Origin of the sequence: Mycobacterium sp. THU-M104, assembly GCF_049197365.1 — a bacterium.
GTDB lineage: Bacteria > Actinomycetota > Actinomycetes > Mycobacteriales > Mycobacteriaceae > Mycobacterium.
In genome coordinates, this window is record NZ_JBMIOP010000144.1 from 19,533 (window position 1) to 43,422 (window position 23,890).

Annotated in this window: 20 protein-coding genes, 1 tRNA gene and 1 pseudogene; 12 read left to right on the forward strand and 10 right to left on the reverse strand. The window is 68.6% G+C overall.

Annotated elements, in window-relative coordinates; genetic code table 11:
• Nucleotides 1–15 precede the first annotated feature (15 nt).
• The gene (locus tag ACOJVU_RS12170) at nucleotides 16–474 is read right to left on the reverse strand and encodes a peroxiredoxin (RefSeq protein ID WP_421530006.1); all 459 of its coding nucleotides are present in this window, start codon (nucleotides 472–474) and stop codon (nucleotides 16–18) included.
• A gap of 111 nt (nucleotides 475–585) precedes the next feature.
• On the opposite strand from ACOJVU_RS12170, the gene ACOJVU_RS12175 reads away from it, so the two are divergent.
• The 10 genes and pseudogenes from ACOJVU_RS12175 to ACOJVU_RS12220 all read left to right on the forward strand — a co-directional run bounded on the left by ACOJVU_RS12175 (nucleotide 586) and on the right by ACOJVU_RS12220 (nucleotide 10,542).
• Complete coding sequence (locus ACOJVU_RS12175; RefSeq protein WP_421530007.1) at nucleotides 586–2,115, forward strand: anthranilate synthase component I; 1,530 nt, start codon at nucleotides 586–588, stop codon at nucleotides 2,113–2,115.
• The gene (locus tag ACOJVU_RS12180) at nucleotides 2,112–2,780 is read left to right on the forward strand and encodes a TIGR02234 family membrane protein (RefSeq protein ID WP_421530008.1); all 669 of its coding nucleotides are present in this window, start codon (nucleotides 2,112–2,114) and stop codon (nucleotides 2,778–2,780) included. Before ACOJVU_RS12175 ends, ACOJVU_RS12180 begins: the two co-directional genes overlap by 4 nt.
• A 100-nt stretch (nucleotides 2,781–2,880) precedes the next feature.
• The gene (gene trpC / locus ACOJVU_RS12185; protein ID WP_421530009.1) at nucleotides 2,881–3,699 is read left to right on the forward strand and encodes an indole-3-glycerol phosphate synthase TrpC; all 819 of its coding nucleotides are present in this window, start codon (nucleotides 2,881–2,883) and stop codon (nucleotides 3,697–3,699) included.
• Between the two features lie 44 nt (nucleotides 3,700–3,743).
• A complete protein-coding gene (gene trpB / locus ACOJVU_RS12190) occupies nucleotides 3,744–5,006 on the forward strand; it encodes a tryptophan synthase subunit beta (RefSeq protein WP_421530027.1) in 1,263 nt (420 codons plus the stop codon).
• Nucleotides 5,003–5,815, forward strand: a complete 813-nt coding sequence (gene trpA / locus ACOJVU_RS12195) for a tryptophan synthase subunit alpha (protein ID WP_421530010.1) — start codon at nucleotides 5,003–5,005, stop codon at nucleotides 5,813–5,815. Before trpB ends, trpA begins: the two co-directional genes overlap by 4 nt.
• The gene (locus tag ACOJVU_RS12200) at nucleotides 5,812–6,876 is read left to right on the forward strand and encodes a prolipoprotein diacylglyceryl transferase (protein WP_421530011.1); all 1,065 of its coding nucleotides are present in this window, start codon (nucleotides 5,812–5,814) and stop codon (nucleotides 6,874–6,876) included. The genes trpA and ACOJVU_RS12200 overlap by 4 nt, the downstream gene beginning before the upstream one ends.
• 240 nt (nucleotides 6,877–7,116) lie before the next feature.
• A pseudogene (locus ACOJVU_RS12205) lies at nucleotides 7,117–7,557 on the forward strand (NINE protein).
• A 61-nt stretch (nucleotides 7,558–7,618) separates the two neighbouring features.
• The gene (locus ACOJVU_RS12210; protein WP_421530012.1) at nucleotides 7,619–7,987 is read left to right on the forward strand and encodes a DUF2752 domain-containing protein; all 369 of its coding nucleotides are present in this window, start codon (nucleotides 7,619–7,621) and stop codon (nucleotides 7,985–7,987) included.
• An 89-nt stretch (nucleotides 7,988–8,076) separates the two neighbouring features.
• Complete coding sequence (gene pyk / locus ACOJVU_RS12215) at nucleotides 8,077–9,495, forward strand: pyruvate kinase (protein WP_421530013.1); 1,419 nt, start codon at nucleotides 8,077–8,079, stop codon at nucleotides 9,493–9,495.
• A 201-nt stretch (nucleotides 9,496–9,696) separates the two neighbouring features.
• Entirely contained in the window at nucleotides 9,697–10,542 is an 846-nt protein-coding gene (locus ACOJVU_RS12220; protein ID WP_421530028.1) for an acyl-CoA thioesterase II, read from the forward strand.
• Between the two features lie 21 nt (nucleotides 10,543–10,563).
• Here the strand turns inward: ACOJVU_RS12220 and cydC are convergent, their stop codons facing one another.
• The 7 genes from cydC to ACOJVU_RS12255 form a co-directional block, all read right to left on the reverse strand.
• Complete coding sequence (cydC, locus tag ACOJVU_RS12225) at nucleotides 10,564–12,219, reverse strand: thiol reductant ABC exporter subunit CydC (protein WP_421530014.1); 1,656 nt, start codon at nucleotides 12,217–12,219, stop codon at nucleotides 10,564–10,566.
• Nucleotides 12,206–13,795: a thiol reductant ABC exporter subunit CydD gene (gene cydD / locus ACOJVU_RS12230; RefSeq protein ID WP_421530029.1), complete on the reverse strand. Its 1,590-nt coding sequence runs from the start codon at nucleotides 13,793–13,795 to the stop codon at nucleotides 12,206–12,208. Before cydD ends, cydC begins: the two co-directional genes overlap by 14 nt.
• 101 nt (nucleotides 13,796–13,896) lie before the next feature.
• Entirely contained in the window at nucleotides 13,897–14,937 is a 1,041-nt protein-coding gene (gene cydB / locus ACOJVU_RS12235; RefSeq protein WP_421530015.1) for a cytochrome d ubiquinol oxidase subunit II, read from the reverse strand.
• A 47-nt stretch (nucleotides 14,938–14,984) separates the two neighbouring features.
• Nucleotides 14,985–16,457 (reverse strand): cytochrome ubiquinol oxidase subunit I, encoded by a 1,473-nt coding sequence (locus ACOJVU_RS12240; RefSeq protein ID WP_421530016.1) that lies wholly within the window; start codon nucleotides 16,455–16,457, stop codon nucleotides 14,985–14,987.
• Between the two features lie 94 nt (nucleotides 16,458–16,551).
• The gene (locus ACOJVU_RS12245) at nucleotides 16,552–17,154 is read right to left on the reverse strand and encodes an HdeD family acid-resistance protein (protein ID WP_421530030.1); all 603 of its coding nucleotides are present in this window, start codon (nucleotides 17,152–17,154) and stop codon (nucleotides 16,552–16,554) included.
• Between the two features lie 29 nt (nucleotides 17,155–17,183).
• On the reverse strand, nucleotides 17,184–18,515 hold the full coding sequence (locus tag ACOJVU_RS12250; RefSeq protein ID WP_421530017.1) for an adenylate/guanylate cyclase domain-containing protein: 1,332 nt from the start codon (nucleotides 18,513–18,515) through the stop codon (nucleotides 17,184–17,186).
• A gap of 59 nt (nucleotides 18,516–18,574) precedes the next feature.
• A tRNA-Leu gene (locus tag ACOJVU_RS12255) sits at nucleotides 18,575–18,648 on the reverse strand.
• A gap of 126 nt (nucleotides 18,649–18,774) precedes the next feature.
• Between ACOJVU_RS12255 and ACOJVU_RS12260 the strand changes: the two genes are divergently transcribed.
• On the forward strand, nucleotides 18,775–19,386 hold the full coding sequence (locus ACOJVU_RS12260; protein WP_421530018.1) for an ANTAR domain-containing response regulator: 612 nt from the start codon (nucleotides 18,775–18,777) through the stop codon (nucleotides 19,384–19,386).
• Nucleotides 19,387–19,420: 34 nt separating this feature from the next.
• Here the strand turns inward: ACOJVU_RS12260 and ACOJVU_RS12265 are convergent, their stop codons facing one another.
• Together ACOJVU_RS12265 and ACOJVU_RS12270 are read right to left on the reverse strand one after the other, a co-directional pair.
• Nucleotides 19,421–20,623: a lipid-transfer protein gene (locus tag ACOJVU_RS12265; RefSeq protein ID WP_421530019.1), complete on the reverse strand. Its 1,203-nt coding sequence runs from the start codon at nucleotides 20,621–20,623 to the stop codon at nucleotides 19,421–19,423.
• Entirely contained in the window at nucleotides 20,620–21,078 is a 459-nt protein-coding gene (locus ACOJVU_RS12270) for a Zn-ribbon domain-containing OB-fold protein (protein WP_421530020.1), read from the reverse strand. The genes ACOJVU_RS12265 and ACOJVU_RS12270 overlap by 4 nt, the downstream gene beginning before the upstream one ends.
• A 135-nt stretch (nucleotides 21,079–21,213) precedes the next feature.
• Here ACOJVU_RS12270 and polA point away from each other — a divergent pair, with 135 nt between their 5' ends.
• The gene (gene polA / locus ACOJVU_RS12275; RefSeq protein WP_421530031.1) at nucleotides 21,214–23,889 is read left to right on the forward strand and encodes a DNA polymerase I; all 2,676 of its coding nucleotides are present in this window, start codon (nucleotides 21,214–21,216) and stop codon (nucleotides 23,887–23,889) included.
• Nucleotide 23,890 lies beyond the last annotated feature (1 nt).

Sequence of the window (23,890 nt, forward strand, 5' to 3'; positions counted from 1 at the left end):
CTCGCGCCACCGGGGCTACGACCGCGACCGCAGCGTCTGCAGCGCCTTGTCGGCGTGGGTGTCCATGCGGAACTCGCTGGCGATCACGTCGAGCACCGTGCGATCGGTGTCGATGACGAAGGTGGTGCGCTTGACCGGCATCAACTTGCCCAGCAGACCGCGCTTGACGCCGAACTGCGCGGCCACCGTGCCGTCGACGTCGGACAGCAGTGGATAGTCGAACTGCTGCATCTCGGCGAACTTGGCCTGCTTGTGGACGGGATCGGCGCTGATGCCGACGCGGCAGGCCCCGGTCGCGGCGAACTCGGCGGCAAGATCACGGAAATGGCAAGCTTCCTTGGTGCAGCCGGGCGTCATCGCGGCAGGGTAGAAGAACAACACCACCGGTCCGTCGGAAAGTAGGGCGCTGAGCTTGCGCGGCGTTCCCGTCTGGTCGGGAAGTTCGAAGTCCGCCACGGTGTCACCAGGTTTCATGCTCGTGACGCTACCGCCCGCGAGCGTAACGGCACGGCGAAAAATCGGGCCGCGGAGCGCCGTGGCGTTACGCTCGCGGGCCGCCCGCAACCCATCTGGGAGGATAGTCCGGTGCACGACCACCTCGCCGCCACCACCTCACGGGGGGATTTCCGCCGGTTGGCGGCAGAACACCGCGTGGTTCCGGTGACCCGCAAGGTCCTGGCCGACAGCGAGACGCCGCTGTCGGCCTACCGCAAACTCGCCGCCAACCGACCGGGCACCTTCCTGCTGGAATCCGCCGAGAATGGGCGCTCGTGGTCGCGGTGGTCGTTCATCGGGGCGGGGGCGCCGTCGGCGCTGACCGTGCGCGACGGCGAAGCGGTGTGGCTGGGCGCGGTGCCCAGGGACGCACCCACCGGCGGCGACCCGCTGCAGGCGCTGCGGACCACGCTCGGGTTGCTGGCCACCGGCGCACTGCCCGGATTGCCGCCGCTGTCGGGCGGCATGGTCGGCTTCTTCGCCTACGACCTGGTGCGGCGCCTGGAACGGCTGCCCGAGTTGGCCGCCGACGATCTGAACCTGCCCGACATGTTGTTGCTGTTGGCCACCGATGTGGCCGCGGTCGACCACCACGAGGGCACCATCACGCTGATCGCCAACGCGGTGAACTGGAACGGCACCGACGAGCACGTCGACGAGGCCTACGACGACGCGGTGGGCCGGCTCGACGTGATGACGAAGGCGCTGGGCCAGGCGCTGCCGTCGACGGTCGCCACGTTCGGCAGGCCCCAACCGCGGTTCCGTGCGCAGCGCACCGTCGAGGAATACGGCAAGATCGTCGATTACCTCGTCGAGCAGATCGCGGCCGGAGAGGCATTCCAGGTGGTGCCCTCCCAGCGCTTCGAGATGGACACCGGCGTCGATCCCGTCGACGTCTACCGGATGCTGCGAGCCACCAACCCCAGTCCCTACATGTACCTGATGCATGTCCCGAACAGCGATGGTGCAACGGATTTTTCGATCGTCGGATCCAGCCCCGAAGCATTGGTCACCGTCGCGGAGGGCCGGGCGACAACGCATCCGATCGCCGGGACGCGGTGGCGGGGCGACAACGAGGAAGAAGACCAGCTGCTGGAAAAGGAGCTGCTGGCCGACGACAAGGAACGCGCCGAGCACCTGATGCTGGTCGACCTCGGCCGCAACGACCTCGGCAGGGTCTGCGTCCCGGGCACCGTGCGGGTCGATGACTACAGCCACATCGAGCGCTACAGCCATGTGATGCACCTGGTCTCGACGGTGACCGGCATGCTCGACGAACACCGGACCGCCTTGGACGCGGTGACGGCCTGCTTCCCGGCGGGCACGTTGTCCGGGGCGCCGAAGGTGCGGGCGATGGAACTCATCGAGGAGGTCGAGAAGACGCGCCGCGGCTTGTACGGCGGAGTGGTCGGCTACCTCGACTTCGCGGGCAACGCCGACTTCGCGATCGCGATCCGCACCACGCTGATGCGCGACGGCACCGCCTACGTGCAGGCCGGCGGCGGGGTGGTGGCCGACTCCAACGGGCCCTATGAGTACACCGAGGCGTCCAACAAGGCGCGCGCGGTGCTCAATGCGATCGCCGCCGCCGAGACGCTGACCGCTCCCGATGCGACATGACCGGTGACCGGCGGGGCCGGTTGGCGCTCCGGATCGCGCAGCTGCTGCTGGTGGTCGCGGCCGGCGCGCTGTGGGCGGCGTCGCGGCTGCCCTGGGTGGAGGTCCGCTCGTTCGACGACCTGGGCCCACCCAAGCAAGTAATCCTGACCGGCGCGGTGTGGTCGACGGCACTGCTGCCGCTGGCGCTGCTGATGCTGGCGGCGGCCGTCGCCGTGCTCGCGGTGCGCGGGTGGGTGCTGCGCGTGTTGGCGGCGCTGCTGGCCGCGGTCAGCCTGGCGGTCGGCTACCTCGGTGTCAGCCTGTGGGTCGTCCCGGACGTCGCGGTGCGCGGTGCCGATCTGGCGCACATCCCGACGATGGCCCTGGTCGGGAGCCAGCGGCAGTACGGGGGCGCGGCGGTCGCGGTGGGGGCCGCCGTGTGCACGCTGATCGCCTCGGCTTTGCTGATGCGGTCGGCCGTGGGTTCGGGATCGATCCGTTCGAGCGCAACGAAATACGCGGCGCCCGCGACGCGACGGTCGCTGGCGCGCAGCGAGGGTGCCGAAGGGGCGACGTCGGAGGGGCCGGACACACCGGAGATGTCGGAAAGGATGATCTGGGATGCGCTTGACGAGGGCCGTGACCCCACGGCACGCGCCCGCGGCTCGGACAGCGAGGGGCGGTGATGTACCGCACGTGCACGGCCGCTACCCTTCATGGACGTCGTCGGAATCGGCTGGTCGCCGTCATGAACAGCCGGATGACAGTGGGAAGGAAACGACAGGCATGAGTCCGGCAACCGTGCTCGACTCCATCCTCGAGGGAGTCCGGGCCGACGTTGCCGCGCGAGAAGCCCTGATCGGCCTGTCGGAGATCAAAGCCGCCGCCGCGGCGGCGGCGCCGCCGCTCGACGTGATGGCCGCTTTGCGTCAGCCCGGCATTGGCGTCATCGCCGAGGTGAAGCGCGCCAGCCCTTCGGCGGGCACCCTGGCGACCATTGCCGATCCGGCGAAACTGGCCCGGGCTTACGAGGACGGCGGCGCGCGCATCATCAGCGTGCTGACCGAGGAGCGGCGCTTCGCCGGCTCACTCGACGACCTCGACGCGGTGCGGGCCGCCGTCTCGGTGCCGATCCTGCGCAAAGACTTTGTGATACAGCCCTATCAGATCCACGAGGCGCGGGCTCACGGCGCCGACATGCTCCTGCTCATCGTGGCTGCGCTGGACCAGTCGGCGCTCGTCTCGATGCTGGACCGTACCGAATCCCTTGGTATGACGGCGCTCGTGGAGGTGCACACCGAGGAAGAAGCCGACCGCGCGTTGACGGCCGGGGCCAAGGTGATCGGTGTCAACGCCCGCGACCTCACCACGCTGGAGGTGGACCGGGATTGCTTCGCCCGCATTGCGCCCGGGCTGCCCAGCGACGTGATCAGGGTCGCCGAGTCCGGTGTGCGCGGCACCGGGGATCTGTTGGCCTATGCCGGCGCGGGTGCCGATGCGGTGTTGGTCGGCGAAGGTCTGGTCAAAAGCGGTGACCCGCGCGCCGCGGTTGCCGACCTGGTCACCGCGGGCACCCATCCGTCCTGTCCGAAACCGGCTCGCTAGACACGTTGAACGGCGATGAACCATCCGCGCGTCGAGCCCTGGTGATGGCCGGTATGCCCAGGCCGGACCTACCTTTGATGAGTGCGGCAATCTGTGAAACCACCCGGCACGATCCCGACCCGGGCGGGCATTTCGGCGTTTACGGAGGCCGATACCTGCCCGAGGCGTTGATGGCCGTCATCGAAGAGGTCACCGCGGCTTATGAAAAAGAACGCGTCAACCCCGACTTCCTGGACACCCTGGATGACCTTCAGGCGCATTACACCGGCCGGCCATCACCGTTGTACGAGGCCGTTCGCCTGTCCGAGCATGCCGGCGCGGCGCGCATCTTTCTCAAGCGGGAAGACCTGAACCACACCGGATCTCACAAGATCAACAACGTGCTGGGCCAAGCCCTGCTCGCCCGCAGGATGGGTAAGGGCCGGGTGATCGCCGAAACCGGCGCAGGGCAGCACGGGGTTGCGACGGCCACTGCATGCGCGCTGCTGGGGCTGGAGTGTGTGATCTACATGGGGGCCGTCGACACCGCGCGTCAGGCACTCAACGTGGCCCGGATGCGCTTGCTGGGCGCCGAGGTCGTCTCGGTTGAAACCGGTTCCCGGACACTCAAGGACGCCATCAACGAGGCGTTCCGGGACTGGGTCACCAACGCCGACGACACGTACTACTGTTTTGGCACCGCGGCCGGGCCGCACCCGTTCCCGATGATGGTGCGTGACTTCCAGCGGATCATCGGCATGGAGGCGCGCGTGCAGATTCAGCAACAGGCTGGTCGGCTGCCGGATGCGGTGGTGGCCTGCGTGGGGGGCGGATCCAATGCGATCGGCATCTTCCACCCCTTCATCGACGACCCGGGTGTGCGGTTGATCGGTTTCGAAGCGGCCGGTGAGGGAATCGAAACCGGCAGGCACGCAGCGACATTCACCGGAGGTTCGCCCGGGGCATTCCAGGGATCGTTCTCCTACCTGTTGCAGGACGAAGACGGGCAGACCGTCGAATCCCACTCGATCTCGGCGGGTCTGGACTACCCGGGCGTGGGCCCCGAGCACGCGTATCTCAAGGAGACCGGGCGTGCCGAATACCGGCCCATCACCGACTCCGAGGCGATGCAGGCGTTCCGGTTGCTGTGCCGCACCGAAGGCATCATCCCGGCCATCGAATCCGCACACGCGGTGGCGGGTGCGTTGCAAGTGGGACCCGAGTTGGGTTCGGGCGCAGTCATCGTCGTCAATCTGTCGGGTCGCGGTGACAAGGACGTCGAGGCGGCCGCGAAATGGTTCGGCCTGTTGGAACCCGGCGAGCAATGACCATGGAACAACGCGAAACGAGCAAGCTGGGGCCGATCTTCGACGCGTGCCGCGCGGACGCCCGTGCCGCGCTGATCGGTTATCTGCCCACCGGTTATCCCGACGTGCCGGGGTCCGTGACCGCGATGATCGCGCTGGTCGAATCCGGTTGCGACATCATCGAAGTGGGGGTACCGTACTCCGATCCTGGTATGGACGGCCCGACGATCGCGCGGGCCACCGAGGCCGCCCTGCGCGGGGGAGTGCGGGTGCGGGACACCTTGGCGGCGGTCGAGGCGATCAGCAGGGCCGGCGGGCACGCCGTGGTGATGACCTACTGGAACCCGGTGCTGCGCTATGGGATTGACTCGTTCGCGCGCGATCTGGCCTCGGCCGGCGGATATGGTCTCATCACTCCCGACCTAATTCCCGACGAATCCGGGCAGTGGATGGCGGCGTCCGAGGAGCATCGATTGGATCGCATATTCCTTGTTGCGCCGTCGTCGACGTCGGAGCGGTTGGTGACCACGGTGGCGGCGTCGCGCGGATTCGTCTACGCGGCTTCGACGATGGGCGTGACCGGGGCCCGGGACGCGGTTTCGCACGCCGCACCCGAGCTGGTGAACAGGGTGAAGGCAGTGTCGGACATACCCGTAGGCGTGGGCCTGGGGGTGCGGGCACGGGAACAGGCCGCCCAGATCGGCAGCTACGCCGACGGCGTCATCGTCGGCTCAGCGCTGGTGTCAGCGCTCGCTGACGGTCTGCCTGCGTTGCGCGCGTTGACCGAAGAGCTCGCCGCCGGTGTCAGAACGAGGGCGCCTCGGTCATGACGATGCTGCCCGAATTCCTCCCCAGCCCCCCGCAGGGCGTCTGGCATCTGGGGCCGCTGCCCCTGCGGGCCTACGCGCTTTGCATCATCGCCGGCATCGTGGCCGCGCTGCTGATCGGCGACCGGCGTTGGGCGGCCCGGGGCGGCGAGCGCGGTGTGGTCTACGACATCGCACTGTGGGCGGTGCCGTTCGGATTGGTCGGCGGCAGGCTCTACCACCTGGTCACCGACTGGCGGACCTATTGGGGACCCGGCGGCGCCGGGTCCGGGGCGGCGTTGCGGATCTGGGACGGCGGTTTGGGCATCTGGGGTGCGGTTGCGCTCGGCGGCGTCGGTGCCTGGATCGGATGCCGGCGTCACCGAATTCCGTTGCCGGCCTTCGGCGACGCGCTTGCCCCGGGAATCGTCCTGGCGCAGGCAATCGGCCGGCTGGGCAACTATTTCAACCAGGAGCTCTACGGCCGGGAAACCACGCTGCCGTGGGGACTGGAGATTTTCTACCGTCGCGAACCGTCGGGATACATCGACACCCATTCGCTCGATGGAGTCTCGACGGGCCAGGTGGCCCTGGTCGTGCAGCCGACGTTCCTGTACGAATTGCTCTGGAACCTCGTAGTTTTCGTGGCACTGATCTATGTGGATCGATGGTTCAGGCTTGGTCACGGCCGGCTGTTTGCACTTTATGTGGCGGGTTACTGCGTCGGTCGCTTCTGCGTCGAGCTGTTGCGTGACGACCCGGCCACTCACATCGCGGGCATCCGGATCAATTCGTTCACCTCGACGTTCGTTTTCGTCGGTGCCGTCGTCTACATCATGCTGGCACCGAAGGGCCGCGAGGATCCAGCCAGCCTGGGCGGCAGGGATTTCGCGGCCGAGGAACCGGACGCCGAGGAACCCGAAGCCCCGCAGGCCGAAGCCGACGCGGAAGAGCTGGCTGCCGCAGGCGAAACAGAGGAACCACCGACCGAAACGCCCGTCGAGGCGCCTGCGGCCGGCGAGCCCGCCGGGGAAACGCGGCGGAGGTGGGCGCTTCGCCCCCGGGTCCGGCGTTCCGCCCGATAGCGACGGCGACGCCACCGAAAGGCCGGCAGGCCGCGGATCTCGCCCTGCGCCGCGACAGCTGTCGTCACACCAGTCGCATCCGTCACCGGAGCCAGGTGGTGTTCGTTGTGCCCGCCTTCGAGCGACAAAGCCCAAGCCGGTTGCACGCTGTCGCTGCGAGGCGGGCAAAAAGTGCGCCGGCTCCTGCCAGGTACCCGAGTGACGGATGTGAACGGCGCCCCTCGGCCCGTCGCATCTGGCATGCTGCACATGTGACCGATCCGTCGTGGCGCGACCCGGGCTCCGAGGCGCCACCGCCCGGGTGCCCGCCGCCCTATGCGCCCTGCCAGAGCTGCCCGGCGACGGGACCCTACTTCGACCCGTCGGCGCGCTTCGGGCGTCACCCCCTGACCGGACACCCCCTGACCGGACGCCCCCTGACCGGACACCCCCTGACCGGACACCCCATGACCGGACAAATCGAAAGTCGTGGCAGGCCTGCTTCGGCTGCTGGGACTGCTCGGCTTCGTCGGGATCGGCCGCATCTACCTCGGACAGACGCGGTTGGGGATCGCACAGATGATCGTCGGCCTGGCAATGCGCGGGCTTGGCGCTGTCATCCGGGGCATCGTCGATGCGGTACTGATGTTGACCGGCAACGTCAGCGATCCGCAGGGCCGGCCGTTGCGTGACGGCACCTGATTCGGGGACGCGGGCGGGTACGTGTCGTGGGCACGGCCCGTGCCGAGTGCGCCCGTACACCATGACAGGCGCCGCCGCGGTCCTCGCCGGCGCACTAGGTTACGTCGGGCTCGTCGACCCGCACCACGCGCATTCGCTCTACCCGCCGTGCCTGTTCAAATCGCTGACCGGCTGGAACTGTCCCCTGTGCGGCGGGCTGCGGATGACGCACGACGTGCTGCACGGCGACCTCGTGGCCGGCCTCCACGACAACGCCTTCGCGCTCATCGGTATCCCGGTGCTGGCCGCATGGATCGTGCTCCGTCGCCGGCACCGCAGGGAGCCACTGCCGGTACCCGCCGTGATGACCATCACGCTCATCACGGCGGTATGGACGGTGGTGCGAAACCTTCCCGGATTCCCGCTGATTCCCGGCGTTGTCGGCGGTTAGGGGCGCGGTGCCGGAATTTCCCGGGTGGCCGGCCGGCCGCCACCGTGCGGTCAACTTCGCTGTCATCGGCGCGACTATGCTGTGTCGGCGTGAGTAGACGCGGGAAGATCGTCTGCACCCTTGGCCCTGCAACCCAATCCGACGAGATGATTCTCGCGCTGGTCCAAGCCGGAATGGACGTCGCCCGTTTGAACTTCAGCCACGGCGACTACGCGGATCACAAAGCCGCCTACGAACGGGTGCGGGCCGCCTCGGACGCCACCGGCCGCGCGGTCGGCGTGCTCGCCGACCTGCAGGGCCCGAAGATCCGGCTGGGACGCTTTGCCGCCGGGCCCACCTACTGGGCCGCAGGGGAAACGGTGCGGATCACCGTGGCCGACTGCGATGGAAGCCACGACCGGGTGTCGACCACCTACAAGAGACTGGCCAAGGACGCCGCGGTCGGCGACCGAGTGCTGGTCGACGACGGCAAGGTCGGCCTGATGGTTGACACGATCGAGGGCGACGACGTGGTCTGCACGGTCGTCGAGGGCGGCCCGGTCAGCAACAACAAGGGCATGTCGCTGCCCGGCATGAGCGTGTCCGCGCCGCCCCTTTCGGAAAAGGACATCGAGGACCTCACCTTTGCGGTGAGCCTCGGCGTGGACATCGTCGCGCTGTCTTTCGTGCGCTCGCCGTCGGACATCGAGCTGGTGCACGAGGTGATGGATCGGCTCGGCCGGCGGGTGCCGGTGATCGCCAAGCTGGAAAAGCCCGAAGGCATCGACAACCTCGAAGCGATCGTGCTGGCGTTCGACGGCATCATGGTCGCCCGTGGTGACCTGGGGGTCGAGTTGCCGTTGGAAGAGGTCCCCCTGGTGCAGAAGCGGGCCATTCAGATGGCCAGGGAGAACGCCAAACCCGTCATCGTTGCAACCCAGATGCTGGACTCGATGATCGAGAATTCGCGCCCGACGAGGGCCGAGGCCTCCGACGTCGCCAACGCCGTGCTCGACGGTGCCGACGCGCTGATGCTGTCCGGAGAGACATCGGTGGGCAAACACCCGCTGGAGGCTGTGCGCACGATGTCGCGCATCGTGTGCGCCGTCGAGGAGAATTCCACGGCCGCCCCGCCGCTGACTCATGTGCCGCGGACCAAGCGCGGGGTGATCTCCTATGCGGCGCGCGACATCGGCGAGCGCCTCGACGCCAAGGCGCTTGTCGCGTTCACGCAGTCCGGTGACACCGTGCGGCGCCTGGCACGCCTGCACACCCCGCTGCCGTTGCTGGCCTTCACGGCGTGGCCCGAGGTGCGCAGCCAGCTCGCCATGACGTGGGGCACCGAGACGTTCATCGTCCCGATGATGAAGTCCACCGACGGCATGATTCGCGAGGTCGACAGATCACTGCTCGACCTCGGCCGCTACAAGCGCGGAGACCTGGTGGTGATCGTCGCCGGCGCCCCGCCTGGCACGGTAGGTTCGACCAACCTGATTCATGTGCACAGGATCGGGGAGGATGACGTCTAGCCCGCCGACGATGCGGGCCGCGTAGCGGCCCGAGGAGGAGGTGGGCAATGGAATCTAGCCCGCCGACGATGCGGGCCGCGTAGCGGCCCGAGGAGGAGGTGGGCAATGGAATCCATCCCTACCCACAGGGATGTCGAGCCAGAAGGAGAGCCCGTGCCGGCCGGCGATGCGACGAACGATGCGCCCGATTTCAAGGAACTGATGGCGGTCCTCGACCTGAACCGCGTTTCCGACGACGTGTTCGTCGGTTCGCATCCCAGCAAGAACCCGATGCGGACGTTCGGCGGGCAGCTCATGGCCCAGTCGTTGGTCGCCGGCAGCCGCACGCTGCCCTCGCCAGACCTGCCGCCCAGCGCGCTCGCGGTGCAGTTCATCAACGGGGGCGACACCGCCCGGGACATCGAGTTCCGCGTGACGCGGCTGCGCGACGAGCGGCGCTTCGCCAATCAGCGCGTCGACGCGGTGCAGGACGGCGTGCTGCTGTCGTCGGCGCTGATCTCCTACATGTCCGGCGGACAGGGGCTCGAGCACGGCGTCAGTGCACCGCAGGTGCCGCCACCCGACGCGCTGCCGCCGCTCAGCACGCTGCTGCGGGGCTACGAAGAAACCCTTCCGCACTTCGTCAACGCCCTGCACCCGATCGAATGGCGCTTCACCAACGATCCCTCGTGGGTGATGCGCGACAAAGGTGAGCGCCTTGCCCACAACCGCGTGTGGCAGAAGGCGCTGGGCAGGCTGCCCGACGACCCGGTGCTGCATACTGCGGCACTGGTCTACTCGTCGGACACCACGGTGCTCGACTCGGTCATCACCACTCATGGCCTGTCCTGGGGTTACGATCGCATCTTCGCCGCCTCGGCCAACCACTCGATCTGGTTTCACCGGCAGGTGAACTTCAACGACTGGGTGCTGTATTCGACGTCCTCGCCGGTGGCCGCCGACTCCCGCGGCCTGGGCACCGGGCATTTCTTCGACCGCTCGGGGCAGGTCGTCGCCACGGTGGTGCAGGAGGGCGTCCTGTTGTATTTCCCGTCCGCCGGCCGATAGACGGTTCGCGGCTACCTGATCTCAAGCCCCCGCCGGCGTCACCTCCACGCGGCGGCACCGGACGCCCGCCGGGAGGTGGTGGGTGGCCACCACAACCGTCCGGTCGGTGTCGAACAGGCCCGGACGGCGGCTCAACAGGTTTTCCAGGATCCCATCGGCGTCGATTGCGTCGAGGTGTTCGGTCGGCTCGTCGAGCAGCACGATGCGCGCGGGTGAGAGCACCGCCCGCGCCAGCAGCAGCCTGCGGCGCTGACCCGCCGAGAGCGCCGCGGCGCCCCCGGTCAGCACCGTGGACAAGCCGTCGGGCAATCGGGCCAGCCACGCGCCGAGCCCGACCGCATCCAGCGCGACCATCAGCTCGTCGTCGCGGCAGTCGCCGCGGGCCACCAGCAGGTTGTCCCGGACCGTGGTGGCGAAGACGTGCGCATCCTCGGCGAAGAATCCGACCACCCCGGGCAGCCGGCTCTCGTCGAACTCGGCCAGCTCCGTTCCGCCCAGCATGACCCGCCCCTGAAGCGGGGCCAGCAGCCCCGCGAGTGTCATCAGCAGCGTCGTCTTCCCCGAACCGCTGGGGCCGGTGACCGCCACGCGCTCACCCGGCGAGAGGTCGAGCTGCACCGAGACCGACGGCGCCGTGGCCGAGTGACCGCACCGGACTGCGGCGTACAGCCGGGGAGTGCCGACGGGGAGCGCCGCGGCCGGCCGCTCGCACTCGTTCGGGCGCTCCGGGGGAATCAGATCGAGGAGGCGCCGCGCGGCGATCCGCGACCGCGTCAACTGGACGGCAGCGGCCGGCAGCGGCGTCGTCGCCTCGAAGGCTGACAGCGGCAACAACATCAACACTGCCAGCGTTGTCGGCGCAACCGACGGGGCCAGCCCGATCCCGGCCGCCACCGCCCCGAGCACACTGGCCCCGATCGCCACGGTGGGCATCGCCTCGGCCACGGCGGCCGGTCTGGCCGCGGCGTCGAGGGCCGCACCCCAGGCGCGCTGGCGGCGCTGCGATTCCACGATCACCCCGCCGAGCGCGCCGGCGACACGAAGTTCGGGCGCATGCTCCAGCGCCAGCATCGCCGACGCGTCACGCCGGGCATGGTGCCGGCGGGCGATCTCCTCCTGGGTGGCGGCGGCCCGGCCGGCCAGCCGGGGCGCCACCACGCCCGCGACCAGCAGACCAATCGCCAGCACCGCGGCCGCCGGCGGGGAGATCGCCGCGACCACCGCGGTCGCGGCCACCGCCAGCACCGCCGCGACGCCGATCGGCACCAGCGCTCGCACCAGCACGTCGGCCAGTTCGTCGACATCGGCGCCCACGCGCGCCACCAGCTCGCCGCTGTGCCACCGGGTGGCGGCCGCGGCCGGCCCGCCGGCGAGCCGGCGATAGATCTGCGTCCGCACGGTGCCCGCCGCGCGCAGAGCCGTGTCGTGGGTGGCCAGCCGCTCGAAGTAGTGCAGGACGCCCCGCGAGATCGCCAACGTGCGCACCGCGACGACCGCGACGGACAGGTCCAGCACCGGCGGCATCTGCCAGGCCCGGGTGATCAGCCACGCCGAAACACCGGCCAGAGCCAGTGCGCTGCCCAACGAGAGCACGCCCAGCGTGATCGCCGCCAGCACGCGGGGTAGTCGCGGGCGCAGCAGACCCAGCGCGATGCGGAGCGGATCAGACCTCCGCACAGCGCCTCCCGGCCTCGGCGGTGACGTCGACGATCAGGTCCCCGATGGCCACCACGGGCTCGCGGTGGCCGACGACCACCACGGTTGCCCCGGCACGCGCCCGCTCGACGATGGCGCGCAACACGCGCTCCTCGGTGCGGGCGTCCAGATGCGCCGTGGGCTCGTCGAGCAGCAGGACCGCCGCCGCCGACCCGAGTGCTCGCGCGAGGCCCAGTCGCTGCCGCTGACCCAGGGACAACCCGACGCCGCCACGCCCGAGCGTCGTGTCCATCCCGTCGGGCAGCTCTTCCAGAACGGCATCGAACGCCGCTGTAGTGCAAGCTGATTCGCTATCCTGTAGTGGCCCGAACAGCGCCAGGTTGTCGGCGACGGTGCCCGGGACCAGCACCGGGCGCTGTGGCAGCCAGGACAACTGCCGCCACCACGCACCCGGTTCGAGGTCGGCCACGTCGACTCCGGCGACGGTGACCCGGCCCGACGACGGCACCGTAAGACCGGCGATCGCCTGCAGCGTGGTGCTCTTGCCGGCCCCATTGCGTCCCGTCAGCACTGTCACCCGGCCGGGCTCGAGCACCGCGGTCAGCTCGCACGGCGCGCGGCCGTCGCGGCCGACGACGCTGAGGTTCTGCACGCGGATCTCGGCGCCGCGGGCGGTCACGGTCCTGGTTCGCGGCGCCGGGGTGGCCGCTTCGCCGATGAGCGCGAACGCCGCATCCGCGGCGGCTCTGCCGTCCTGTGCGGCATGGAATTCCACGCCGATGCGACGCAGCGGCCAGTAGACGTCGGGTGCCAGCAGCAGCACCGTCAGCCCCGTCGCCAGCGACATCTCGCCGAACACCAGGCGCAGGCCGATCCCGACGGCGATCAGCGCCACTCCCAGCGTCGCCAGCAGTTCGAGCACCAGCGCCGAGAGGAACGCGATGCGCAGTGTTGCCATCGCCGAACGCCGATGCGCCGCGGCCAGTTCGGCGACCCGGTGTTCGGGGCCCGAGGCGCGGCCCAGAGCCTTCAAGGTGGGGATCCCGGCGATCAGGTCCAGCAGCCGCGCCTGCAGCGTCGTCATGTCCCTCAGCGCCGCCGCGGACCGGTCCGCGGTCGCCAGCCCGATCAACACCATGAACACCGGGATCAGGGGCAGGGTGATCACCACGATGATCGTCGATTTCAGGTCATAGCAGGCGATCACGGCCACGGTGGCCGGGGTCAGGAGGGCGGCCAGCACCAGGGTTGGCAGGTACGCGGTGAAGTACGGGCGCACCCGGTCGAGGCCACGCGTGACCACCACCGCGGCGGCGTCGCGCTGCACGGCGAGCTCGGCCGGCTGGCGGGCGGTCACTGCCGCGAGCACCTGGCCGCTGAGGTCGGCGATGACCGCGCTGGCCCCGCGTTGCCCCAGCCGGGCCTGCAGCCAGTGGGTCACCGCGCGCACCCCCCAGAGCGCGGCCAGGATCGAGACCGGACCCAACCAGCCACGCGGGGCCGTCATCGGGGGATGGGCCACCGCGCGCGCGACGAGGTGCGCCAGAACGATCGCCGAGCCGATCGCGCAGCCGGCGATCACCACCCCGCAGCCCACCGTCGCGACCAGATAGCGACGCACTGCGCCCGATGCCCGCCACAGTCGCGGGTCCAGCGGCCCCCTCGAGGCTCCCTTAGCGGCTTTAGCGTCGTTCGCGCTCAGGAGCCATGCCTCGCCAGGCCGGCGGAGGCGGGTATCCGCTCGGCCGAAATCCGTTGCCGGAAAACCCAATACGTCCATGCTTGGTAGATCAGGGTCAGAGGCAGCATGAACACCGTCACCCACGTCATGATCTTGAGGGTGTACGGGGTCGACGAGGCGTTGTAGATCGTCACGCTCCATTGCGCGTTCAGCGTCGAGGGCACCAGATTCGGGTACAGAGCGCCGAACAACAGGACTACCACCGCGGCGACGACCACCGCGACGCAGGAAAACGCCCAGCCGTCCGAGACCCGGCGCCACACCAGGCCCACCGCCGCCAGTTGGGCGACCACCGCGACCGCCAGGACCAGCCACGTCCAGCTCTTGCCGTAGGCCACTTGGGTCCACAGCCCGAAACCCCCGACCAGTGCGGTCACCGGGATCGACAGCAACCTAGCGAATCGATCGGCGTCGTCGCGGATCGCGCCGGAGGTCTTCAAGGCGACGAACACCGCCCCGTAGAACAGGAACAGTCCGGCCGTCGCCAGCCCACCGGACAACGTGTAGGCGTTGAGCACGTCGGTGATCGACAGATTTATCCGGCCGGCGGCGTCCACCGGAAGACCGCGCACCAGGACCGCAAATGCCACGCCCCACAACACGGCGGGCAGCCAGGATCCGGCCGCGATGGCGGCATCGGCCCAGACCCGCCATCGTGTGTCGTCGATCTTGCCGCGCCACTCGATGGCGACCGAGCGCACGATCATGCCGAACAGGATGGCCAGCAGCGGCAGGTACAGCGTCGAGAACAAGGTGGCGTACCACCCCGGGAAAGCGGCGAACATGGCCGCGCCGCCGGTGATCAGCCACACCTCGTTGCCGTCCCAGACCGGCCCGATGGTGTTCAGGGCCGCGCGGCGGTGTGGTTCGCGGTCACCGACACCGACGCGGGCGAACGGCTCCATCAACATGCCGACCCCGAAGTCGAAGCCCTCCAGGATGAAGAAACCGAGAAACAACGCGGCGATGGCGCCGAACCACAACTCTTGCAGTCCCATCACTGGGCTCCCTTCCGGACCGGGCCTATGAGGCGCCCAACAGGCGCCTAATAGGCAAATGACAGCGGTGCGACCTCGTCCTTGCCGGGTGGCGGGGGTGGTGCCGGTTCCGCGTCGTGCTCGAGCGGCCCCTCGGTGACGTAGCGTTTCAGCAGCCAGAACCAGCCCACCGCGAGCACGGCGTAGACCAGCGTGAACGTCACCAGGGAGGTGACCACCATCGCAGGGGCGTGATGGGAGACCGCCTGGCTGACGGTGAACCGCACCTGCTGGTCACCGCTCGGATTCGGTGCGACGATCCACGGCTGGCGCCCCATCTCGGTGAACACCCACCCCGCCGTGTTGGCCAGGAACGGCGCGGGAATCGTCACCAGCGCCAGCCGCGAGAGCCAGCGCTGATCGGGATTGCGGCCGCCGCGGGTGAACCACAGCACCGCCAGCGCGAACAGCACCGGGATCGCCAGCAGCCCGATCATCGCGCGGAACGCCCAGTACGTGACGAACATGTTGGGCCGGTAGTCGTTTGGCCCGAACCGGTGCTGGTAGTCCTGCTGGATGTTGCGCACGCCCTGCAGGGTGACGCCCTCGGCCCGGCCCTGGGCCAGGATCGGCAGCAGGTAAGGCACCTCGATCACGCCCTTGATAGCGTCGCAGTTGTTGTGTCTGCCCACCGTCAGGATGGAGAAGTCGGGGTCGGTTTCGGTGTCGCACAACGATTCCGCCGAGGCCATCTTCATCGGCTGCTGGACGAACATCAGTTTGCCCGAGCTGTCCCCGGTGAGGAACAGGCCGGCCGAGGTGACGAGCACCACCCAGGCCCCGAGGATCGCGGCCGGACGGAACATGGCGGCGCGGTCCGCCGAGGTGTCCGTGCCGGTGGACGCCCCGCTGCGCGAACGGATCAGCCACCACATGCTGACGGCGGCAACGAACGTGCCGGCGGTCAGCAGTGAACCGGTGACCACGTGGGTGAACGCCACGCGCGCCGTGTTGTTGGACAACAGCGCAGAGATACTGTCGAGTTCGGCGCGTTTGGTCACCGGGTTGTAGTGCGCGCCGACCGGATGCTGCATGAACGAATTCGCGACAAGGATGAAGAACGCGGACGCGTTGACGCCGAACGCGACGATCCAGATGCAGGCCAGGTGGACCAGTTTGGGCAGCCGGTTCCATCCGAAGATCCACAACCCGATGAAGGTGGACTCGAAGAAGAACGCGAACAGGCCTTCCATCGCCAGCGGAGCTCCGAAGATGTCGCCGACGAAACGCGAGTACTCCGACCAGTTCATGCCGAACTGGAATTCCTGCACGATCCCGGTCGCCACGCCGATGGCGAAGTTGATCAGGAACAACTTGCCGAAGAACTTGGTGAGGCGATACCACGCAGTGTTACCGGTCGCCACCCACACCGTCTGCATCACGGCGATCAACGGGGCCAGTCCGATGGTGAGCGGCACGAAGATGAAGTGGTAGACGGTGACGATACCGAACTGCCACCGCGAAATGTCGACGACATTCATGGGTCATCTCCCAGAGGGTCTAGGGCCGGTCAGCCGGTTACGACAAAGTGTAGTAGTTGGACAGCGCCGGGGCTACCTGCACGTAGGCCGGCTCTCACGAGCTGAGGTTTTTCGACGCCTTACGGATGCCGAACGACGACACGATCTCGAACACGCCGATGACCACGAACCAGACACCGACAACGAGCGCCAGGGTGACGATCGACGCGAACGGCGAAGCCAGCACGACGATGCCGGCCAGCAGGCTGATCACACCGATGAAGATCGACCATGCCCGTCCCGGCAGATTCGGATCGCTGATCGCCGAAATCGACGTGGCGACACCGCGGAAGATGAAACCTATGCCAATCCAGATGGCCAGCAACCAGATCGCGGTCAGATCGTCTTTTCCGAAGTGACGGAACGCCAGCACCGCGAGGATCAGCGACGCCGTCCCGCTGATGAACAGCAAAACACGGCTCCCCGCCGACACGTGCAGGCTGAACGCGAAGATCACCTGGGCGATGCCGGTGACCAGCAGATAGATGCCGAAGAGAATGGCGGCCAAGAATACCGTTCTGCCCGGCCACGCCAGGATCAGGCCGCCCAGGACCAGCGACAGAATTCCCGATGTCAGCGTCGATTTCCACAGATGCGGCAACAAGCTCGGAACGGCGGCGGTTCCAGGAGTAGTTTGCATGGCCGCAGTCTGACACAGACGCCCGTTCGAGGATAGGGTAACCCGGCCTACACCCGTGCCGAGTGTGTTTCCTCCGCAAGACGATTGCCGGAATTGTCGGCAGTCGCCTTGCGCCCGCTGAGATACCAGGTGCGCATGACGCCCTTGCCCTTGACGTCGACGTGCCCGCGCTCGTAGAGCACGAACTCGTCCTTGAGTCGGGCGTAGATCGATTCGGGCACCTGAATCCTTCCCACCGGATCGGTGGACTCCATCCGGGAGGCGACGTTGACCGCGTCACCCCACACGTCATAGAAGAACCGCCGCGAACCCACCACCCCGGCGACCACGGGGCCGCACGCCAGGCCCATCCGCAGCGGCACCGGCATGCCGTGCGGATCCTTCATCCCGGCGGCGACACCGGACATCTCGAGCGCGCAATCCGCCAGCGCCCGAACGTGATCGGGCCGAGGCCGCGGGACGCCGCTCACCACCATGTAGGAGTCGCCGCTGACTTTGATCTTTTCCAGCCCGTGCTTGTCCACCAGCGCGTCGAAGGCGCTGTACAGACGGTCCAGGAAGCGCACCAGGTCGGCCGGCGCGGTGCTACTTGCGCGTTCGGTGAAGCCGACGATGTCCGCGAACAGGACCGTGGCGTCGTCGTACTTGTCGGCGATGACGCCGTGCCCGGACTCTTTGAGCCGGTCGGCGATGCTGGCCGGCAGCATGTTGGCCAGCAGGGCCTCGGAGCGCTCGTACTCGGCTTCCATGGCGACCTCGGCACGTGCGGTGTCACGCAAGGCGAACCAGACGGTCACCACCACCATCACCACGGCGGCGACGGACGTGACGACGAAGCCCATCGACTGCACCCATTCGGGCTGCAACCCGGTGTCGTCCGGGACGAGGAACTCCAGGGCGATGATCAGGCCGGCGGAGACCGCGGCCACGCCCGAGGCCAGGACGATGTGCTCGATGCCCAGCATCAACACCACCAGACAGGCGCCGACCAGGAAGAACAGTTGGGACCCCGAACCGGTGCCCACGTCCCAGCACGTGGCGAAGACCGACACGTAGGCCGCGCCGATAAAGGTGAGCGGTGCAACCACGTCGCCGAAGCGGTGCAACCACGGCACGAACGCGAACACGGCGGCGGCGGCGAGGTTGATGCCGCTGACCTGCCAGCTCCAGGTCCCGCTGAGCACTTGCACGAGGGCGAAGCTCGCGCTGACCAGCACAGCCAGCGCGGCGGTGATCTTGAGCACCCGCGCCCGTCGCGCGGCGCTGTCGGCGTAGTGCCGGCTGCGGTCGCGGTTCTTGGCCCGCACTGCGGCCACACAGTCCGGGCGTCGCGACGTCCCATCCGACGGCCGTGGGGCGCCGCATTTCTTGGGCACCACGTTCGAAGCCTAGCCGTCGTAGCGGGCAAAAGCCCAGGGCCGAGCCTTCGAGGCCCGAGTGCCCTCGGTGGGATTCGAACCCACACTGGACGGGTTTTGAGTCCGTTTCCTCTGCCAGTTGGGATACGAGGGCGTGTCGTTCAGCGAAGATCCGTGTTCTACCTTAAGGGAGCGTCTCACCCTAGAGGATCGGTGCCGCCCCAGGTTCTCGACGCCCCCGACGTCGGTGAGCACAGCAGGCCGCGACAGAATGACGGTCATGACAGGCCGCACGACCGACCACCACGCCGCAGTGCCGCGCCGGGTGCTGATCGCCGAAGACGAGGCGCTCATCCGGATGGACCTGTCCGAGATGTTGCGGGAGGAGGGTTACGAGATCGCCGGCGAGGCAGGCGACGGCCAGGAGGCCGTCGAACTGGCCGAACGGTGCAAGCCCGACCTGGTCATCATGGACGTCAAGATGCCGCGGCGCGACGGCATCGACGCGGCGTCGGAGATCGCCAGCAAGCGCATCGCCCCCATCGTGGTGCTGACCGCGTTCAGCCAGCGCGACCTCGTCGAGCGGGCCCGCGACGCCGGGGCCATGGCCTACCTGGTGAAGCCGTTCACCGCCAGCGACCTGGTTCCGGCCATCGAATTGGCCGTCAGCCGGTTCGGCGAGATCACCGCGCTGGAAACCGAAGTGGCGTCCTTGTCCGACCGGCTGGAGACGCGCAAGCTCGTGGAGCGTGCCAAGGGCCTGCTCCAGGCCAAGCAGGGCATGACCGAGCCCGAGGCGTTCAAGTGGATCCAGCGTGCCGCCATGGACCGGCGCACGACGATGAAGCGGGTCGCCGAAGTGGTGCTGGAAACCCTCGACACCCAGGACTAGTTTCCGCCGGCGAACTTCTTTCGGCGAGCGAAGGTCAGCGGGCCACGATCACCGAGGAGCCGTGCCCGAACAGCCCCTGGTTGGCGGTGATGCCGACCGTGGCGTTCTCCACCTGCCGGCCCGTCGCCTGACCCCGCAGCTGCCAGGTCAGCTCGCAGACCTGCGCGATCGCCTGGGCGGGGATGGCTTCACCGAAGCAGGCCAGGCCGCCTGAGGGGTTGACCGGGACCCTGCCGCCGAGGGTCGTCGCGCCGCTACGCAGCAGTGCCTCGGCTTCACCTCGAGGGCACAACCCCAAGTGCTCGTACCAGTCGAGCTCCAGCGCGGTGGACAGGTCGTAGACCTCGGCCAGGCTGACGTCCTGGGGGCCGATGCCCGCTTCGGCGTAGGCCGCATCGAGGATCTGGTCTTTGAACACCCGCTCCGGAGCCGGCGCTACCGCCGTGGAATCCGTTGCGATGTCGGGCAATTCGGGCAGATGCTGGGGGTAGCGCGGGGTCACCGTGCTGACCGCGCGCACCGACGGCACGCCGTCGAGCGAGCCGAGGTGCTTGCGCGCGAAGTCGGCGCCGGCCACGACCAGGGCTGCGGCGCCGTCGGAGGTCGCGCAGATGTCCAGCAGCCGCAGCGGGTCGGCGACCACCGCGCTGGCCAGCACCTCCTCGACCGACACCTCTTTGCGGTACCGGGCGTTGGGGTTCTGCAGTCCGTGCCGGGAGTTCTTGACCTTCACCTGCGCGAAGTCCTCGAGCGTGGCGCCGTAAACGTCCATGCGTCGCCGCGCGAGCAGCGCGAAATACACCGGGTTGCTCGCCCCGATCAGGTGAAAACGCTGCCAGTCGGGGTCGTTCCTGCGTTCCCCGCCGACCGGGGCGAACGCGCCCTTGGGGGTGGTGTCGGCGCCGATCACCAGCGCGACGTCGCAGAAGCCGGCCAAGATGTGGGCGCGGGCGCTCTGCAGGGCCTGCGAGCCGCTGGCACACGCGGCGTAGCTGGAGCTGACCGGGATCCCGGTCCACCCCAGCTTCTGCGCGAACGTCGACCCGGCGATGAAGCCCGGGTAGCCGTTGCGAATGGTGTCCGCGCCGGCCACCAGCTGGATCTGGCGCCAGTCCAGGCCCGCTTCGCCGAGAGCGGCCCGAGCGGCGAGCACCCCGTATTCGGTGAAGTCGCGGCCCCATTTGCCCCAGGGGTGCATCCCGGCGCCCAGGATGTAGACGGGTTCGGGCGTAGTCACAAGCCGACCTTCCACGCGTGCACGACGCGCTCGACGCCGTTGTCGTCAACGTAAAGCGGCATCGTGGTCAGCTCCATCTCCATGCCGACCTTCAGGTTGGCCGCCAGTGTGCCCTCGACGACCTTGCCCAGCACGATCAGTCCCTCGTCGGCCAGCTGCACCGCGGCGATGGCGAACGGCTCGAAGGGGTCCGTGGCGGGATAGGGCGGGGGCGGGGCATACCGGTTCTCGGTGTAGCTCCACAGCGTTCCCCGCCTCGACAGCGCGACCGACTCCAGCGTGTCGCCGGTGCACGCCGGGTTGGGGCAGTTGTCGGTCCGGCCCTCCGATGGGGCAGGCGGGAAGACGTAGGTGCCGCAGTCGGGGCACCGGGAGCCGATCAGATAGGCGTTGCCGGAGCTGTCGGTGGCAAACCATCCATCGATCGCCGGTTCTTGGCGGATGACCTCTGACACCGTGCCAGCGTACCCAGGGCGGGCATGAAACTGAAACGTGTTGCAGTTCTGCGGCGGGGCGGGGCCGCGTCACCCCGGATGCCTAGAGTGTGAGCCGTGAGTACCGTCGGCGAGGACACGACCAGGCCGACGCTGATGTTGCTCGACGGCAATTCGCTGGCGTACCGGGCGTTCTACGCGCTGCCCGCCGAGAACTTCAAAACCCGCGGCGGGCTCACCACCAACGCGGTGTACGGCTTCACCGCCATGCTGATCAACCTGCTGCGCGCCGAGGCGCCGACGCATATCGCCGCGGCGTTCGACGTGTCCCGGGAGACGTTCCGGTCCGAGCGCTATCCCGAATACAAGGCCAACCGCTCGGCGACCCCCGACGAATTCCGGGGCCAGATCGACATCACCAAGGAAGTGCTGGGGGCGCTGGGCATCACAGTCGTCGCCGAGCCCGGGTTCGAGGCCGACGACCTCATCGCGACGCTGGCCACCCAGGCGGCTGACGAGGGCTACCGGGTGTTGGTGGTCACCGGGGACCGTGACTCCCTGCAGCTGGTCACCGACGACGTGACCGTTCTGTACCCGCGCAAGGGGGTCAGCGAACTGACCCGCTTCACGCCCGCGGCCGTCGTCGAGAAGTACGGGCTCACACCCGCGCAGTATCCCGACTTCGCCGCGCTGCGCGGCGACCCCAGCGACAACCTGCCCGGCATTCCCGGGGTGGGGGAGAAGACCGCCACCAAGTGGATCACCGAATACAGCTCGCTGCAGGGCCTGGTCGACAACGTCGATGCGGTGCGCGGCAAGGTGGGCGACGCGCTGCGGGCCAACCTGGCCTCCGTGGTGCGCAACCGCGAACTCACCGAGCTGGTGCGCGACGTACCGCTGGCCCAGACGCCGGACACGCTACGGCTGCAGCCATGGGATCGCGACCACATCCACCGGCTCTTCGACGACCTCGAGTTCCGGGTGCTGCGGGACCGGCTGTTCGACACCCTGGCCGCGGTCGAGCCCGAAGTCGACGAGGGTTTCGACGTGCACGGCGGCGCGCTGGAGCCCGGCACGGTGGGGCGGTGGCTGGCCGGGCACGCCCACGATGGGCGTCGGGCCGGGCTGGCCGTCGCAGGCACCCATCTTCCGCACGGCGGGGACGCCACCGCGCTGGCGATCGCCGCCGCCGACGGGGAAGGCTGCTTCATCGACACCACGGCGGTGACCCCCGAGGACGACGCCGCGCTGGCGGCCTGGCTGGCAGACCCGGCCCAGCCCAAGGCGCTGCACGAGGCGAAACTGGCCCTGCACGACCTCGTGGGCCGGGGGTGGACGTTGCGCGGTGTCACCTCCGACACCGCGCTGGCGGCCTACCTGGTACGCCCGGGACAGCGCAGCTTCACCCTGGACGACCTCTCGCTTCGCTACCTGCGGCGTGAGTTGCGCTCGGAAACCGCTGAGCAGCAGCAACTGTCACTTCTCGATGACGTCGAGGCCGTCGACGAGCAGGCCGTTGAGGCCCTGATCGTGCGCGCCCGGGCGGTGATGGACCTCGCCGACGCGCTGGACGCCGAGCTGGAACGCATCGACTCCATCACACTGCTGGCCGGCATGGAGTTGCCGGTGCAGCAGGTGCTCGCGGAGATGGAACGCGCCGGCATCGCCGTGGACCTGGACATGCTGCACGATTTGCAAAGCCGGTTCGGTGACCAGATCCGCGGCGCCGCCGAGGCTGCCTACGCCGTGATCGGCAAGCAGATCAACCTGGGCTCGCCCAAACAGCTGCAGGTCGTGCTGTTCGACGAGCTGGGCATGCCCAAGACCAAGCGGACCAAGACCGGCTACACCACGGATGCGGACGCTGTGCAGGGTCTTTTCGAAAAGACCGGCCACCCGTTCCTGCAGCACCTGCTGGCCCACCGGGACGTCACCCGGCTGAAGGTGACGGTCGACGGGCTGCTGAATGCGGTGGCCGCCGATGGGCGGATCCATACCACGTTCAACCAGACGATCGCGGCGACCGGCCGGCTGTCATCGACCGAACCCAACCTGCAGAACATCCCGATCCGCACCGACGCCGGCCGCCAGATCCGTGAGGCGTTCGTCGTCGGGAACGGCCCGGACGGGCCGTTCGCCGAACTGATGACCGCCGACTACAGCCAGATCGAGATGCGGATCATGGCGCACCTGTCCCGCGACGAGGGACTGATCGAGGCGTTCAACACCGGTGAGGACCTGCATTCGTTCGTGGCCTCCCGCGCGTTCGGCGTGCCGATCGAGGAGGTCACCGCCGAGTTGCGCCGCCGGGTCAAGGCCATGTCCTACGGGCTGGCCTACGGGCTGAGCGCCTACGGGCTGTCCGCTCAGCTCAAAATCTCCACCGAGGAGGCGAAGGTCCAGATGGACCAGTACTTCGCCCGCTTCGGCGGGGTGCGCGACTACCTGCATGCCGTCGTCGAACAAGCCCGCAAGGACGGCTACACCTCCACCGTGTTCGGCCGCCGGCGCTACCTGCCCGAACTGGACAGCAGCAATCGTCAGGTGCGGGAGGCCGCCGAACGCGCCGCGCTGAACGCGCCGATCCAGGGCAGCGCGGCCGACATCATCAAAGTGGCGATGATCCGCATGGACAAGGCGCTCAAGGAGGCCGGCCTGTCGTCGCGGATGCTGCTGCAGGTACACGACGAGCTGCTGTTCGAGATCGCCCCCGGCGAGCGCGAACGGGTCGAGGCGCTGGCGCGCGAGCACATGGGCGGCGCCTACCCGCTGGACGTCCCCCTGGAGGTGTCGGTGGGCTACGGTCGCTCGTGGGATGCCGCCGCGCATTAGG